General features: G+C 50.3%; 14 protein-coding genes. 4 read left to right on the forward strand and 10 right to left on the reverse strand.

Features of this window, described 5'->3' with window-relative positions:
- Nucleotides 1-586: penicillin acylase family protein (locus GX117_04660; GenBank protein ID NLO32634.1), on the reverse strand; the 586-nt coding region annotated here is incomplete at its 3' end.
- 461 nt (nt 587-1,047) lie between these two features.
- Between GX117_04660 and GX117_04665 the strand changes: the two genes are divergently transcribed.
- The gene (locus GX117_04665; GenBank protein NLO32635.1) at nt 1,048-2,460 is read left to right on the forward strand and encodes an Hsp70 family protein; all 1,413 of its coding nucleotides are present in this window, start codon (nt 1,048-1,050) and stop codon (nt 2,458-2,460) included.
- 83 nt (nt 2,461-2,543) lie between these two features.
- Here the strand turns inward: GX117_04665 and GX117_04670 are convergent, their stop codons facing one another.
- From GX117_04670 to GX117_04690, 5 genes are read right to left on the reverse strand one after another with little or no spacing between them, the layout of a single operon-like run.
- Nucleotides 2,544-3,959: an HAD family phosphatase gene (locus tag GX117_04670; protein ID NLO32636.1), complete on the reverse strand. Its 1,416-nt coding sequence runs from the start codon at nt 3,957-3,959 to the stop codon at nt 2,544-2,546.
- A 2-nt stretch (nt 3,960-3,961) separates the two neighbouring features.
- Nucleotides 3,962-5,173 (reverse strand): argininosuccinate synthase, encoded by a 1,212-nt coding sequence (locus GX117_04675; protein ID NLO32637.1) that lies wholly within the window; start codon nt 5,171-5,173, stop codon nt 3,962-3,964.
- Nucleotides 5,174-5,224: 51 nt separating this feature from the next.
- Nucleotides 5,225-6,142 carry an ornithine carbamoyltransferase gene (argF, locus tag GX117_04680; protein ID NLO32638.1) on the reverse strand — a complete coding sequence of 306 codons (918 nt, stop codon included), beginning with the start codon at nt 6,140-6,142 and terminating at the stop codon, nt 5,225-5,227.
- Nucleotides 6,136-7,329 (reverse strand): acetylornithine transaminase, encoded by a 1,194-nt coding sequence (locus tag GX117_04685; GenBank protein NLO32639.1) that lies wholly within the window; start codon nt 7,327-7,329, stop codon nt 6,136-6,138. Before GX117_04685 ends, argF begins: the two co-directional genes overlap by 7 nt.
- Nucleotides 7,330-7,368: 39 nt before the next feature.
- Nucleotides 7,369-7,656: a zinc ribbon domain-containing protein gene (locus GX117_04690; protein NLO32640.1), complete on the reverse strand. Its 288-nt coding sequence runs from the start codon at nt 7,654-7,656 to the stop codon at nt 7,369-7,371.
- Nucleotides 7,657-8,092: 436 nt separating this feature from the next.
- Between GX117_04690 and GX117_04695 the strand changes: the two genes are divergently transcribed.
- Nucleotides 8,093-8,623, forward strand: coding sequence for a metal-dependent transcriptional regulator (locus GX117_04695; GenBank protein ID NLO32641.1), 531 nt, complete (start codon nt 8,093-8,095; stop codon nt 8,621-8,623).
- Here the strand turns inward: GX117_04695 and GX117_04700 are convergent.
- From GX117_04700 to sfsA, 4 genes are all read right to left on the reverse strand, one after another.
- Nucleotides 8,615-9,979: a replication-associated recombination protein A gene (locus GX117_04700; protein ID NLO32642.1), complete on the reverse strand. Its 1,365-nt coding sequence runs from the start codon at nt 9,977-9,979 to the stop codon at nt 8,615-8,617. The genes GX117_04695 and GX117_04700 overlap by 9 nt on opposite strands.
- Nucleotides 9,976-11,529 carry a sodium/solute symporter gene (locus GX117_04705; GenBank protein ID NLO32643.1) on the reverse strand — a complete coding sequence of 518 codons (1,554 nt, stop codon included), beginning with the start codon at nt 11,527-11,529 and terminating at the stop codon, nt 9,976-9,978. Before GX117_04705 ends, GX117_04700 begins: the two co-directional genes overlap by 4 nt.
- Before the next feature lie 53 nt (nt 11,530-11,582).
- Entirely contained in the window at nt 11,583-12,467 is an 885-nt protein-coding gene (locus tag GX117_04710) for a hypothetical protein (GenBank protein ID NLO32644.1), read from the reverse strand.
- An 87-nt stretch (nt 12,468-12,554) separates the two neighbouring features.
- Nucleotides 12,555-13,706, reverse strand: a complete 1,152-nt coding sequence (sfsA, locus tag GX117_04715; GenBank protein NLO32645.1) for a DNA/RNA nuclease SfsA — start codon at nt 13,704-13,706, stop codon at nt 12,555-12,557.
- A gap of 312 nt (nt 13,707-14,018) precedes the next feature.
- Here sfsA and GX117_04720 point away from each other — a divergent pair, with 312 nt between their 5' ends.
- Together GX117_04720 and GX117_04725 are read left to right on the forward strand one after the other, a co-directional pair.
- On the forward strand, nt 14,019-14,318 hold the full coding sequence (locus tag GX117_04720) for a DUF202 domain-containing protein (protein NLO32646.1): 300 nt from the start codon (nt 14,019-14,021) through the stop codon (nt 14,316-14,318).
- A gap of 156 nt (nt 14,319-14,474) precedes the next feature.
- Nucleotides 14,475-14,829: hypothetical protein (locus GX117_04725; protein ID NLO32647.1), on the forward strand; the 355-nt coding region annotated here is incomplete at its 3' end.

The following is a 14,829-nucleotide window of genomic DNA, read 5'->3' on the forward strand; positions in this document are numbered from 1 at the left end:
CCTCGTCAAGTTGAATGTCGGAATTGCGCATCATTTCTTCCAAACTGCGCTGAAGCTCATAGAAAAACGGGGCTTTGATCATGACCCCGGCGATGATGTCCTTGCCGGTAACAGGTAACCGTAAATAAGGCATATGATCGGGATGGAGCGCCGCGTAATGGGTGATCCCCTCGGCATAGGCTTCTACGATAGCACGTAATTCAGGGCTGATCCCGCTTGCGTAGTGTTCTTCGGTAAAAGAAACGACCTTAAACAAATGGGCTATATAATCGAACTTGACCAAGTCACGGCCCAACTTACGGGCCAATTCACCTCGCGCCGACAAGATGGTGTCTTCAATATTGATCCAGTCATCTTCGCAGTGGGCGTAGGCAAGACCGTAGGCGGCGTCGGCATCAGTTTTTCCATAGATATGGGGTGTGCCCCACTGATCACGCAGAATTTTTACTTCGTATTTATTGGGCGCAGGCAGGAAGGATATGGGATCAAAGGGCGGACTTTCACAGCCCACGAGCAGGAAGCTGATCCCCATTAAAGCGATGATACTTAAAAGGAGCGGTGCAAAAGGCGCGCTTTTGCCTGACATAATAAATCCTCCCGGTACAGCACTAAAAGTTTTAGCAAAATAGAAGTCAAAACTTTCGGAACAATTCTTAAATACTATTTTAGCATATTATAAATAACGGTATGGTTAACCTTTTCCCGTGCGAAACGTTGAGACTTTGGATGAGGGTGAGAAGAAGCGTGTCATGATGCCTATGGATGATGAAGGGGCGGCACATTCTGTGGCTTTAGCTGTTAGTAATGCCGGTCTTGGATCGGATGGTGAGCGTCAGGTGTGCAGACGGCTTCCTGTGAAAGAAGGAGTGCTTAGAAGGGGCTGCTGCAGCCTTCCTTTTTCAAAAAACCGACCCTATGTCGCGGGGGGAGTCGGTGCACAGCCCGGGGCGTTTTGGGATTTCTTTTTTTTGAGATGAATTGTTATACTAAACGATTTCACTCGTACATATATTTGAAAAATATCGTTTTGAGCAAAAGGGATACTGCGTGAGTTCACTGTATTTTGGTGTAGATTTTGGGACGACAAATTCAAGTGTGGCGGTCTATGACGGGAATCAGATCAAAGCATTGCCTTTGGATCCTCGCAACGATCTTCCCACTTCGCTGCCCTCACTCTTATATATCTCGCGGGAAGGGGAGCAGATTGTAGGACGGGCGGCTGCGGAAAGCTATATAGAACGGAATGTGGACCGTGAGGTCAAAACCCGTATGGTGGACTTGGATGTTATCGTACCCGAGTATGTGGGGTCAGAGCCTGATAAAAGCGACACCTATAATCCGGGGGTGATGGATATCCATGTGCGGCGGGGCGTTCAAGCGCGCGCTACGGTGGAAGTCAATTTGCCCGGGCGTTTATTTCAATCCTTAAAGAGCTTATTGCGTCAACCGATGTTTAAAGGTACCGAAGTATTTGATTCGCATTATCAAATCGAGGAACTTGTTTCTCTCATTCTGAAACCGATGAAAGGGGCCTTGGATCGCTATGCCGGCTACGACGTGGATACAGCGGTTTTCGGCAGGCCTGTACGTTTTTCCGAAAATGATGATGAAGATGCGTTGGCGGAAGAAAGGTTGCGTTCTGCAGCGTCGTTGGCAGGTTTTAAACAGGTCGTATTCTTTTATGAGCCTGTAGCGGCGTGTATTGAATATGCTGTGGAAACCAGTGGGCAGCAACGGCTCATGGTGGTCGATATTGGTGGCGGAACTTGTGATGTCTGTGTCATTGATTTTGGCGGCGGCGTAAATGTAGCTGAGCGCTTGGCTTCAAGCCAGATTCTCGGAGTGGCAGGTTTGCCTGTGGCGGGCGATGCTTTGGATCATGAAATCACGCGGAACCGTATCTTTCCGCTTTTAGGCAGCCGCGCACGTTACGGTCCTTCTCACCTGCCGATGCCTCAGTATCTTTATAATCAAGTACTCGACTGGCAGAATATTTATAAATTAAATCGGGAAGAAATGATTAATTGGCTTCTTGCTGCCGAGGTCTTTTCAAATGATCCCAAAGGGCTGCGTGCATTACGCTGCCTCATCCAAAAGAACTACGGATATCTCATTGCGCGGGAAGTGGAAGCTGCCAAAAAGCGTTTGTCTGATGTGGAGAGCACCCAAATCACGATTTCCCAAGATGACATTCAGATTAATGACGTCTTGGCACAAAAAGAATTTTCCCATATCGTTGAACTTACGATTCAGGACATGCGCGGCTGCATTATTGAGGCGGAATCCAGGGCGGGGGTGAAGCCTTCCGATATTGATCTTGTGCTGACTACAGGGGGTACCTGTCAGGTTCCTGCGATTCGCGCCATGTTGGAGGATCGTTTCACTGCAGATCGTTTGCGCAGCCGCGACACCTTCACCAGCGTTGCTTCCGGGCTTGCTGTCGTGTCCCGTTATGTCTGATTGAAAGAACCCCGCGCGCGCGCAGCTTTCGCCGGGCGGGGTGGAACGCAAGTGCGCACATAGCGGCAGTGGAGCCCTTTACGCTATTCCGGCGCGAGAAAGCGTTTCTCGGGCAGGAAGAAGCGTTTTTTGAGTATTACTTCCGGCATACCGCCGGTGCAAACGACGGTGGCTGCGTCAAAGCCGTGGTCAGCGGTCATTGCGAAAGGTACTGCACAGGACAGGGAAATGCCGGCCGTGCGGATGGCGGTTACGCCGGACTCACTATCTTCAAAGCCAGCGACACGGTGAAAACGATCAGGCGGAATGCCTAGGGTATGGAGCGCAATGGAATATAAATCACGGTGGGGCTTCAATCGAATTTCACTGGAATCATCGGCCGTGATGCGTGCATCGTAAAAGGTTGCAGGATCTGCGAAGGTGTGGTGCAAGCTTTCGCGCAGCGCCTCCGATACTTCCCACTCTTTAATTTCGCGGCGTATAACCTGAAACACTTCTTTCAAGACAATCTTTGCTTCGGCGGCGATAGAGGAGGTGACCAATGCCAGTTTGACCGGATGCTTTTGAAAATAGCGGCCAAGAGGAAGGAGACAGGCTAATCCCCGTTGAATCTCAGTTGGATCGGTTGAAGCACTTTCAGGCAACAAGGCGCGGATTCTGTCGGAAAGCTTGCCTGTCTCTTCGCCAAGCAATCCTTTCATCATCGCTAAAGCAATCCCTATTCCGGGCATGGGTTTGATCAGCTCTTGGCTCGTCTCGTGATCGGCATCATTCTTATCAAACTGCTTCAGCAGCTCGTGGTAATGCTGATAGTAGATTTCAATGCCGATACGAACGAGGTCGGAAAGGGTATTCATGACCAGCCGCGGTTGCCAACGGGAGGTGAGCGTATCCAATAGCGTTTCTATTGTGGCATTATCGGAGTGTGTCATGGCATGACCGAGTTGCTGAAAATCTTCACAGGCGCTGAGTTCGCCCAGTCCTTGCGTAATCAGAGAGGTGCGTGTTTCTTCCGCACGAAGGGGGTCAATGCCGCAGCTGATGTTCCACGCGGCGGCACGTATAAAATGCCGGCAAAAACCTTCTGCAGAAATATCCCCGCCATAGGTAGTTACCAAGTATTTTACATGGAGGGTGGTGCTGTTTCCGATAATATGCGGATAATCACGCTCCGGCGATAGAATTGAAAAAGCGCCTACTTTCCCTTTCCCACACATACAGGAGACCATGGTTGCCAAGGACTCAATGCATAAGGCTTCTGTGGTTGTAGTGGTGCCGTCCATGTCCATGACCGCCGCTTCCATACCCTCTTCGAGGATAGTGGACGCCGGTGCGAGGGGACAGATTTCGTAAGGGGGAAAAACGTAGGGCGGATTTTTGAGTATGGTGAATGAGGCGGCAAGAGGCCGGAGCTGTTCCGCCGCTGTCGCCTCATTCATAATCTTAGGCATCTCATCCATGGCTTTTGGGAAAACGGTGGGATCGACAGGAGACGACACGATTAAAACAATCCCGCGTTTTTGCGTGCGCGCAGGCGCAGTGCGTTGAGTCGAATAAAGCCGGTGGCATCCATCTGTTCGTAGATTCCTTCATCTTCTTCAAAGGTTGCCACTTTCGCATCATAGAGCGTTTTTTCTGCACGGCGGCCGACGACGGTGCAATTGCCTTTGTAGAGGGCAATGCGCGCCGTACCGGTAACATTTTCTTGGCTTTTGTCTACGAAAGCAGTGAGCGCTTCCATTTCGGGGGAGAACCAGAATCCGTTGTAGATGAGCTGCGCAATTTTGGGGGAAAGTTGATCGCGCTGCAACATGACTTCACGATCCATGGTGATGGATTCGACGGCACGGTGTGCGGCATATAAAATAGTTCCGCCCGGTGTTTCATACACGCCCCGTGACTTCATGCCGACGAAGCGGTTTTCGACCATGTCAACCCTTCCGATTCCGTTGGCGCCGCCGAGCGCATTGAGTTTTTCGAGAAGGGCGACCGGGCCCAGACGTTGACCGTCAACCGCGACAGGAGTACCTTCTTCAAAATCAATTTCCACATAGGTGGGCGTATCGGGGGCGGCCATGGGGGAAACGCTGAGCAGGAACATATCTTCAGGCGGCTCGTTCCAAGGATCTTCAAGGACACCGCCTTCAAAAGAAATATGAAGGAGATTTCTGTCAGAAGAATAGGGTTTCGCCTTGGACACGGGCACAGGGATGCCATGCTTCTTCGCGTATTCAATCATCTTTTCCCGGCTGTTCAGGGTCCAGTTGGGATCACGCCAAGGGGCAAGTATGCGTACATTGGGTTCGAGCGCCAGATAGGTCAGTTCAAAACGAACTTGGTCGTTCCCTTTGCCGGTGGAACCGTGTGACACCGCGTCAGCGCCGGTTTCGCGCAAGACATCAATTTGCGCTTTCGCAATAATGGGGCGGGCTACGCTGGTACCGAGTAAATAACAGCCTTCATAAATGGCATTGGCACGGAGAGCAGGAAATACGAAGTCCTTAACAAAGGGCTCTCGTAAGTCGCCGACAATCGCTTGTGACGCGCCGGTTTCGATGGCTTTCTTGCGGGCAGGTTCTGTTTCTTCTCCTTGGCCCACATCGGCGATAAAAGCGATGATCTCCGCCTTATACGTTTCCTGTAACCATTTTAGGATAATGGATGTATCCAGACCGCCGGAATAAGCAAGTACAATTTTTTTAGTGGTGCTCATGAGGCATAATCCTTGTTTCGTAACTCGTGTTCTATATAGGAAGCGCTCGGACTATACATTTCCGCTGCGCAATAAGGTCGCCAATACCGCCTTTTGTGCGTGAAGCCGGTTCTCAGCCTGATCAAAACAAACGGAACTGGGTCCGTCGATAACGTCTTCTGTTACTTCGTGTCCCCGTTGCGCCGGGAGGCAGTGCATGAACAGCGCATCGGGCTTTGCCAACTGCATTAACGCGGCATTTACTTGGTAGGGCGCAAAAACTTTTTCCCGTATTGCCTCTTCTTGTTCTTGTCCCATACTGGTCCATACATCAGTATAGACTACATCCGCCTCTTTAAGTCCCTCTTCGGGATCATGGACAATTGCGATTTGTCCTTTCGCTTCTTTTGCGGCCCGTTCCATGATTTGGGGATCGCCCTCATAGCCTTCGGGGCATACCAAGGTTAGATTCAAAGGGATTCGTGACGCGAAATTTGCCCACGAATGAAATACGTTATTCCCGTCGCCTACAAAAGCCACTTTCAAAGAAGATAGATCGGTGCCTTTATGTTCGCGCAGCGTCTGCACGTCTGCCAGGATTTGGCAGGGATGCAATTTGTCGGTAAGGGCGTTAATTACAGGGATAGAAGCACATTGCGCCAATTGCTCTACATCTTCGTGACGGAAAGTGCGCGCCATGATACCATCGACCCAGCGTTCGAGATTCCGCGCCACATCGGGCACTGATCCCCGCTGGCCCAGGCGCATGTCCATGAGGAGCGAGAATCCGCCGAGCTGAAACATGCCTAGCTGGAAGGTGAGTCGCGTGCGGAGACTCGGTTTCTCAAAAATGAGTGCGAGGGTTTTCCCCTTCAACAACTCGTGGGCACGCCCTTCTTTCTGATGTTTTTTAAGCTCATCAGCAAGTTCCAAAAAGGCGAGGATTTCAGGGCCGGAAAAATCTGCCAGTGAAAGAAAATTCTTTACCATCCCAAACCCTCCAAACAGGCAACGAGTGCCGCAATGACACAATCCACGGCGTTGGTATCAATAATTAAGGGAGGAAGAAAGCGCAATACTTCCGGGCCGGCTTGTCCGCAAATAATACCGGCATCCAAGAGCGCATCAATAAGCGGGGCTACGGGCCGATCAAATTCGATACCGATCATCAGTCCCCGACCTCGTACCTCAACAATAGATTGATAGTCCTGTGCGACGGTGCACAGCGCCTGGACGAGATAGCTGCCCATCTTGGCGGCATGATCAACAAATCCGGGGGAAGTCAATACTTCCATAGTTGCCAATGCAGCGGCAGAGCTGAGAGGGTTTCCGCCGAAAGTGCAGGCATGCGCGCCGGGCGCGAAGCCTTCGGCTACGATATTGTTGCAGCCTAAGGCGCCGATCGGAACACCATTGCCCAATCCCTTGGCGAGGGTAATAATATCGGGGATTACATGTTCATGTTCATAGGCGAATAAGGTGCCCGTTCGTCCCAGACCTGTTTGTACTTCGTCGAAGGCCAAGAGGATTTTCTTGTCGGAACACAGGTTGCGTACTTCTTGGAGATAACCGGGCGAAGGTACGCGAACGCCGCCTTCCCCTTGTAGGGGCTCCAACAACACCATACCGGTTCGATTGGTCAGCGCTTCTTCCAGCGCCTTAAGATCATTGTAGGGAACGTGTTTAATGTCGGGCAGGAGGGGTTCGAAGCCTTGATGATATTTGGGTTGTCCTGTGGCACTGAGGGCGCCCAAGCTGCGTCCGTGGAAGGAGTGGGTCGCTGTGATGACTTCAGGTTTGGGTGTTCCCTGTTGTGCCCAAAAACGGCGTGCTAATTTGATCGCGCCCTCATTGGCTTCGGTGCCGCTGTTGCAAAAGAACCATTTGTCTGCAAAGCAGTGTTCACTGAGAAGTGCAGCCAGCTTTACTTGCGGTTCAATGTAGTAGAGATTGGAGACATGAACCAATTGTTTTGCTTGTCGGCAAAGGGCTTCGGTGACCTTTGGATGACAATGTCCCAGATTACAAACGGCAATACCCGCAAAGAAATCCAGGTATTCTTTGCCTTCTGCATCCCACAGGCGCGCGCCTTCTCCGCGGACAAGGGCGAGTTTGCGCTGACCATAGGTATTGATGATGTGTTGAGAATTGAGTTGTTTGATGGTTTCGGTATTCATGGATCTTTTCCGTGGTGAGGACTGTCTATAGCCATTTTGTCAATCAGCTTTTGCTGCTGTTGACACTTCTTTTTTCTCTGATTTGGCGGATTGTTCTCCCGTTGTGGAAGAGTTTTTCCCTGCATTGCCCGAAGGGGCTTTCCCTTTATTTTTATAATCGGTTTCGTAGAAGCCGGTTCCTTTGAAGATAATTCCTGCACCTGCGCCTAAAAGCCGGATACAGGCACCGCCGCACTTCTCACACTTAATCTTTGGGGATGCACTCATAGCATGGAAAATATCTTGAACGTGACTACATCGTTTACATTCATATGAATAGGTTGGCATACTTACACTCCTCTACATAAAGATAGGGCCGCTTGTTGAAGAGGATAAGCTTCCGGCCCTGAAATCTTGATTTCTTATTTTCAACGAATAAAAAAAATTAGGTCGTTTGACTTTCGGGGAAAGGAAACAGGTACGCAGGCTGGTACATGTGTATATACTCTACCACTTTTGAGCAATATTTTCAAAAGGTTACCGTCAATCTGTCCCATGACAAGACTGAATGGGAGTCTATTCGAGCATCTCGGTGTTAAAGTATTTGCCGGGCATGACGGGCAACAGCGTTAGAGCGCACACAGGTTAGCAGCTATTCATAGCCTTACCCAATGATCCGGTTAGATACTGTGCCTAAGTAAAAGGCTAAAATAAAGTGAACAATCTTAAGATATGTTTTATTTTCAACTGCTGCTGCTCTAGCAGAGAGGAAATTATCGTTATTATGTCAAAAGTGCCGGATGGAATACGGAGTTTCAAAGAACGGGACATGGGAGCGGATGGGGGACATGGCAGCGAAATCACCTACAATCACTTGTCCCATTCGCGCGCCCATTATCTGCTTGCTATAGAAGCGCTGCGCTCAGAATTGGGCTATGCGCGCACTACAGATGTGGCGGAGATGCTGGAGGTTTCCCGCGGCGCCGCGTCCATGGCGCTGACTCAGCTCAAAAAGAGAGGCTGGGTTAAAGAGGATCCCAACCGCTTCTTGTTGTTGACAGAGGAGGGCAAGCATATCACCGATTTGGTCGTGAAAAACTTTGATAGTCTTCTTGCTTTCTTTACGGATATTTTAAGTGTGCCTCGGGAAGACGCCTTGCGGGACGCCTGTAAGATGGAACACATTATTACCTTGGATATGGGCATGCGGCTTCGCCGCTTAACGCAATTGATCAAATCGAAACCTGAATTACATGACCAGCTGAAAGCGGTAATGGAAGACTTGCCTAAGGACACGGAAAAACCATCACACTGACGGTGCTTGATCTTCAGAGGATTTCGCTTCGCTCTCATCTCGTTTGTTTAGGGCGTCGAGACGCGTTTTGATTTCCTTTTCAGCGCCTCGCTCTGTAGGACTGTAATAGTGGCCTCGTGTTACGCCATAATCCTGCGTCACATAACCCTCTTCATAGTCATGGGCGTATCGGTAGGGCTCGCCTTGTTCGGGTGCTTTTGCTCCAGGATAGGAACGATCCTTGAGATGGTCGGGTACTGCTACACTTGTCTGTTGGCGCACATCTTGTATCGCCTTGTCGATGGCTTTATAAGACGCGTTGCTTTTGGGGGCACAGGCTACATGAACTGCCGCTTGTGCAAGGATGATCCTTGCTTCAGGAAATCCGACCAACTGGGCGGCTTGGAAGGCGGCATTGGCAACGACGAGCGCCATGGGATCAGCATTTCCCACTTCTTCGGCTGCGGCAATACAAATGCGCCTTGCAATAAATTGGGGCGGTTCGCCTGCTTCGATCATGCGTGCCATCCAATAGAGCGCAGCGTCCGGGTTGCTGCCTCTCATGCTTTTTATGAAGGCGGAGGCCGCATCAAAATGGGCATCTCCTGAACCATCATAATGAAGCAATTTCTGTTGGATAGATTCTGCGGCGATTTCTGCGCTGACATGAATGTTCCCTTCCTGCGCGGGGGTGGTGAGCAGCGCAATTTCCAAGGCGTTAATGGCGCGGCGCGCATCACCTTCGGCGTAACGGGCGATGTGATTTGCCGCCTCTTCATCCAGGGTCAGCGTCAGATCGGAAAAGCCCCGCTTGGGATGGGTGAGGAAGCGGTATAGCAATTGGCGCAACTGCTCTTCGCCCAAAGGCTTGAGCTGAAAGAGTTGAGAGCGGGATAAGAGCGGGGCGACCACGGCAAAATGAGGGTTTTCTGTGGTTGCGCCAATCATGATAATCTTTCCGTTCTCAACATGGGGGAGCAGCCCGTCCTGCTGGGCACGGTTGAAGCGATGAATTTCATCTACGAAGACAATGGTCTTTTTTTGATAGGCGGCCCATCGATCCTCGGCATTTTTAATAACGCTGCGTATGGCGGTGATTCCGGAGAGTACCGCATTGATCGCCTCGAAGCCCGCCTGCGTTTTTCTGGCAATGACCCGTGCCAAAGCCGTTTTTCCGCATCCGGGCGGCCCGTATAAAATGAGGGAAGTGATTCGGTCTGCTTCAATAGCACGGCGCAGCAATTTGCCCTCGCCAATGATATGATCCTGCCCGATGATTTCTTCCAGACAGGCGGGTGCTACTCTGCGTGCAAGGGGCGGCGTTTGTCGGGATGATGCTTGCGGGTTTTGATTGTCTTCGAAAAGTTCCCGACTCATAAGCTGTCTCCTTTTTGCCTATTCAGGGGAGCGCCGATGAAACAAATGAATGCGCATAAGGGGCTCACGATGACCCATAGCCAGGTCCACGCAATTTTAAATCCCATCATTTTGGGAAGCATATAGGGTTGGAGCAGTAAGACTGCCACAATACCTACAACAAGGGCGGCATAGACGCTTTTCGTGTTTCCTCGTTTGGTGAAGAGGGCGACGCAAAAGACGCCGAGTAAAGGCGCCAATGCAAAAGCCATGACGCCCAAGGCGAAATCAATTAAGGTCTGACCGCCTTTCTCTTGCATGTAGATAGCGCCAATGGCGAAGAAGGTCAGACAAACACCCATGATCCCGACAGCGAGGCGCGACGCTTTTAAGTCAGGTAAGGCTTCTGTTTTTTCTAAAGGGGAATCGGGATTTTGTTTGCAAAAGAATGGGGCGTAAATATCTGCAACGAGACAGCTCGCCATGGCGGTGATAGCGGAGTCGAAAGTGCTCATGGCAGCGGCAAATAATCCAGCCATGGTTAAGCCGCGCATTCCGGTGGGAAGATGGTGCAGGACAAATTGGGGGAAGACCCTGCGGGTGTCTTCAATAATATCCTGCGGGGCTGCGGCTCCCATCAAATCGGGGCGTTGATAGAACACATATAGGAGCAGACCGATCACCAAAAAGAGAAGGACGATGGGGATGGTAAAAATCATGGAATTGATCAATGCCAACCCGCCGTGCCACGGCGATTTGGCGGTCATAACGCGCTGCAGCATGTCTTGATCCACGCCATGGGTGGATACGGCGACAATAGTCATGGCGAAAAGACCGGACCAGAGGGTAAAGGGGTTTTCTAAGGTAAAGCTGCTGTTGACGATGCGCAGTTTGTCTGTTCCCTCACTATTTTGTAAGGCTGCCCAGATGTCAGAACCGGAAGCAGGGATGAGCTGATAGAGAAAGATGAGGGTGAAAAGACCTGCTGCTGTAAAGACGATAAGTTGCAGCACGTCAGTCCAAATAACGGCGCGTATGCCTCCGAAAAAAGTGTAGACTGTACCTACTACTCCAAGAATAATGACCGCAAATATAAGTTCGTTGCGGGTTACGTTTCCCGAAAGCATCATGGAAAAACCGATGGCAGCCATGAACAAGCGCGCGCCGGAAGAGAGGAGCCGGCCAAAAAGAAACATGAGTCCTGCCGCCGATTTGGCGCCAGTGCCAAAGCGCTGCCCCAAATAACCGTAGATGGTTATAGTGCCTGCGTTATAAAGAGGCGGTACAAAGAGGAAGGCGATGATGAAGGCGGCGATCACACTGCCCACATAGGTGATCAAATAGCTCAGGTCTCCTTCGAAGGCGATTTGAGGGACGCCGATAAAGGTGGCTGCACTGATGGCGGTGGCTATGGCAGAGCATGCCACAGCCCAAGCGGGGACACTGCGCCCGCCTAAGAAAAAGTAGCGCGAGTCGGTCTGCCGCCCGGATATCCACGCCCCTATGACCAGCACAGCCGCCATGTAGCCTGCAACAATAGTCCAGTCAAAGACGCTAAATTGTGGATTCAAAAGAGGTACTCCTTGTTGAAAGCTCGAAGACGAGGGCATCGTTACGAATCGATTTATATAGCCTCTTCGGTCAAAGTCTGAAGACAGAGATCCGGCTTGTTGGTAATAATCCCATCGACACCGGCGGCGGCAAGCTGCAGCATCGCTTCCGTTTCATCTACAACCCAGATCGCGCAAGTGCGCCCATAATCGCGAAAGTGCGACAGGCGTGCTTCATCGAAAGAACCTAAGTTAATATTAAAGCCGGCGACATTGAGTGCGTTGCCGTAGAGCACAAAATCACGCCAGATATTGGGCGGTTCGGGCAGATCCATTCCCAAAAATTCGAAGCGGATATCGGGCGCTTCCTTCATAAAGATGAGGGCGATGACGGGTGAAAAGGCTTGCACGACAATGGGGCATTTATTGAGGTAAGGGCGTATGACGTCGATGGCTCGGTGTGCCATGACGATACTGTCAGCGCTGAGACGTAAGGCGGCATCGTAGAGGTATTTCCAGTCCCATCGAGTCAATGATTTTCGGCCGACAATGATTTCGAGCATATCGGGTATGAGCGGTGTTTCATCAACGGCACTTTTAATTTCCACGTAAACACCGGTGCGCTGATCGGCGAGATCTAGGGCTTCCTCCAAACTGATAACACGCTCATCGGCGAATTCGGGGGCGAACCAAGAGCCCACATCTATGGTGCGCATGTCGCTCATGGTCATGTGAACAACAGGAACATGTTTAATGCAGAAACGGCTGACATCACGGTCATGGAACACGGCTAAGACACCGTCTTTTGTTAACTGCACATCCAACTCAAAATAATCTGCTCCCATGTCTTTTGCTAAGAGAAAAGCAGCACGGGTATTTTCGGGCGCTGCGTCGCTGGCACCTCTGTGGGCGATGACGAGCGGGCGTTTTTTCGGGGCTAATGGCGAGGTCGTATTCATAAATCAGTCCTTGTACCGGTGTGCGTGTCAGCCATTATACAGAATATTTCCCGAAGAAAATAAACACCGGCGGCTTTCCTCGTGTGTTTATTGAGGCGGAGCCATGCGTCTGCTTTGGAGCCATTGGTGGAATGCGGGTTGGTGTAGGGGATTATCTTGTGAATAGAATAAATGACTTTCACAGCGGCAATCACTACAGCCGAAGCAATTGGTATTTTCTGGGAATTGTGCTTTCACCTCGTCGGCAAGTATGCATTCCATGCGTTGGGACGAACGGATAGGCAAGGCATCAACGACGTCACAGGCGGCGCGAAAATAATCAATGTGCCAGTGTTTCTGTTTGCGTTTTCGGCCATGTCGTTCAATTCGTTTGGTCAGATTCACCATCGCGGACCCCACATAGATGTAATAGCCCTTTTTAAAATTTTGGTCGCCAAGACTGCCAATGGATAGGGTTGTATCTTCAGGCAGCTTAAGAATGAGCAGATAGGCACCGCGGTCGTTGGCTTCTTTTTCAATATGATCCCAGGGAATCTGTAACATCTGAGTGCCCGGTTTATAATGCATGGATTTAGTCCATGAGACGGGGAGGGCATCAATCTTGACCTGATCTTTCACGTGCAGCAATGTTTGGGAAAAGGCGAGGTCTGTATGGTAGTCGGGCATAAACCATTTAACCTTTTCAGTCTGCACGATAAATAAAACGCGGCACGGGAAACCTTCTGCGGAAAGAGACGCCAATTCCAATAGATGTTTGCGCCCCCGTTCGGTGACCGCGTCGGGAAACATGGCAACCCCATTGCCGAAGAGGGTACAGGATTTCACTTCGAGATAAAATAATCCGGAGGCGTCTTCGAGTAAGAAATCAAAACGGCTCCGGCCCACCTTCGCTTCGCGCCGTACCACACGGGCGTCCTCCAAACCGGGAATTGCGTGATCCTTCAACAACACTTCCGCCATGTCGTTGCACCAATGGGTATGGAGCATAACCGGTGCCTTATCCCGATCGACGGCTATAACCGTATATTTGGTTTTGCGGTTTTCGGCACCCTTTGTTTGATCCAATACATAATGGCGCACTCCGGGAAAGAGCAATTCTGAAAGGCGTCCCGGATTGGGAAGAAAAGCACGTATCGTACCGTGTTGCTCATTTTCGCAGTCAACTAAAAAGCGATTGGGCCGGCCGAGAAAACGTGCTGAAAAGAGTTCTTGTTTTTTAAAGGGGAGTACATAATTCATAATTTAAAACCAAGGGGTTGGGGTAGCGTGACTTTTTAAGATCTGTAATTCCCCTGTCAAAGAGAAAGCTAAGCTACAGAGCCGCTTCTATTGTCTCACGTCAACAAGGCTTCGGCAAACCCGGCTGGTTGACTTGCTATACCGCTTTGGTGATACTTTTATAGAAAAGAACCGGGATAGGTGTTGAACCATGTTTACGACGTGGGGTTTTATTGGTTCATCCCTTTCCTCTTTCTCACGGACTATGCAAGCCGGAATGGTATTTGAACAATTAGGAATTGATGTAGGTACCGACAAGGTTCGTTGGTTAAAATGAAACAAGAAAATCTTATTTTGAGAGATCATCTCGCTATTGATCGCACCCTGCTGGCAAATGAAAGAACCCTTCTGGCGTATTTGCGTTCCGGGGTCGCTTTGCTTGTCGCGGGACTTACCATAATCAATTTTGCGACCCATACCTGGTTTTTAGTATTGGGCATCGGCTGTTTGCCTGCAGGTATCGTTGTCAGTATTGTGGGGAGTGCCCGCTATGCCCGAATCAATAAGACCATAAAAAATCTTTACAATTTGAATTACAAGGACACGAAAACAAAGGAAAATACAGCGATCTGAAAAGGCCGTCATCAATCCTGCAGGTAAAGGGATTTGTCGTCGTTCTTGGCGGGAGGCCGCGCCATGGAGCATAGGAAGGTTAAACCCATTTTTGCATCTTTTTCCAATTATTTGAAATCTCTGGGCATTGTAGAGACGAAGGCGTCACCGGCTCTTATGAGTCGGAGAGTTTGCAAGGCCCTCCTAACGCGCGTCTGTGTGGCATCGTTTCTTTGCTTGCTGGTTCTCCATGATCTTAGTTGTCAACAACCGCCTGAACCGGAGCTTAACGCCAATGAATTCAAAGGGCGTGTTGTCGGCGTTGCCGATGGGGACACCATTAGTGTGCTGCGGGATGGTAAAGCTGTTCGTATTCGCTTGTGGGGCATTGATACACCGGAAAAAAAACAGGCATATGGTACGCGCGCCAAACAATTTACCAGTGACGCCTGTTTTCAAAAGGTGGTGCTCATACGGATCAGAGATATTGATCGCTATCAACGGCTTGTGGCAGAAGTCGTCCTGCCGGACG

Source organism: Candidatus Hydrogenedentota bacterium (assembly GCA_012523015.1).
GTDB lineage: Bacteria > Hydrogenedentota > Hydrogenedentia > Hydrogenedentales > CAITNO01 > JAAYBJ01.

What these genes read in the sequence shown, in the direction of transcription:
- sfsA (NLO32645.1), bottom strand. Translation starts at nt 13,706, where the DNA reads ATGAATTATGTACTCCCCTTTAAAAAACAAGAACTCTTTTCAGCACGT.
- GX117_04675 (NLO32637.1), bottom strand. Translation starts at nt 5,173, where the DNA reads ATGAGCACCACTAAAAAAATTGTACTTGCTTATTCCGGCGGTCTGGAT.
- GX117_04720 (NLO32646.1), top strand. Translation starts at nt 14,019, where the DNA reads ATGAAACAAGAAAATCTTATTTTGAGAGATCATCTCGCTATTGATCGC.
- GX117_04685 (NLO32639.1), bottom strand. Translation starts at nt 7,329, where the DNA reads ATGAATACCGAAACCATCAAACAACTCAATTCTCAACACATCATCAAT.
- GX117_04695 (NLO32641.1), top strand. Translation starts at nt 8,093, where the DNA reads ATGTCAAAAGTGCCGGATGGAATACGGAGTTTCAAAGAACGGGACATG.
- GX117_04700 (NLO32642.1), bottom strand. Translation starts at nt 9,979, where the DNA reads ATGAGTCGGGAACTTTTCGAAGACAATCAAAACCCGCAAGCATCATCC.
- GX117_04690 (NLO32640.1), bottom strand. Translation starts at nt 7,656, where the DNA reads ATGCCAACCTATTCATATGAATGTAAACGATGTAGTCACGTTCAAGAT.
- GX117_04710 (NLO32644.1), bottom strand. Translation starts at nt 12,467, where the DNA reads ATGAATACGACCTCGCCATTAGCCCCGAAAAAACGCCCGCTCGTCATC.
- argF (NLO32638.1), bottom strand. Translation starts at nt 6,142, where the DNA reads ATGGTAAAGAATTTTCTTTCACTGGCAGATTTTTCCGGCCCTGAAATC.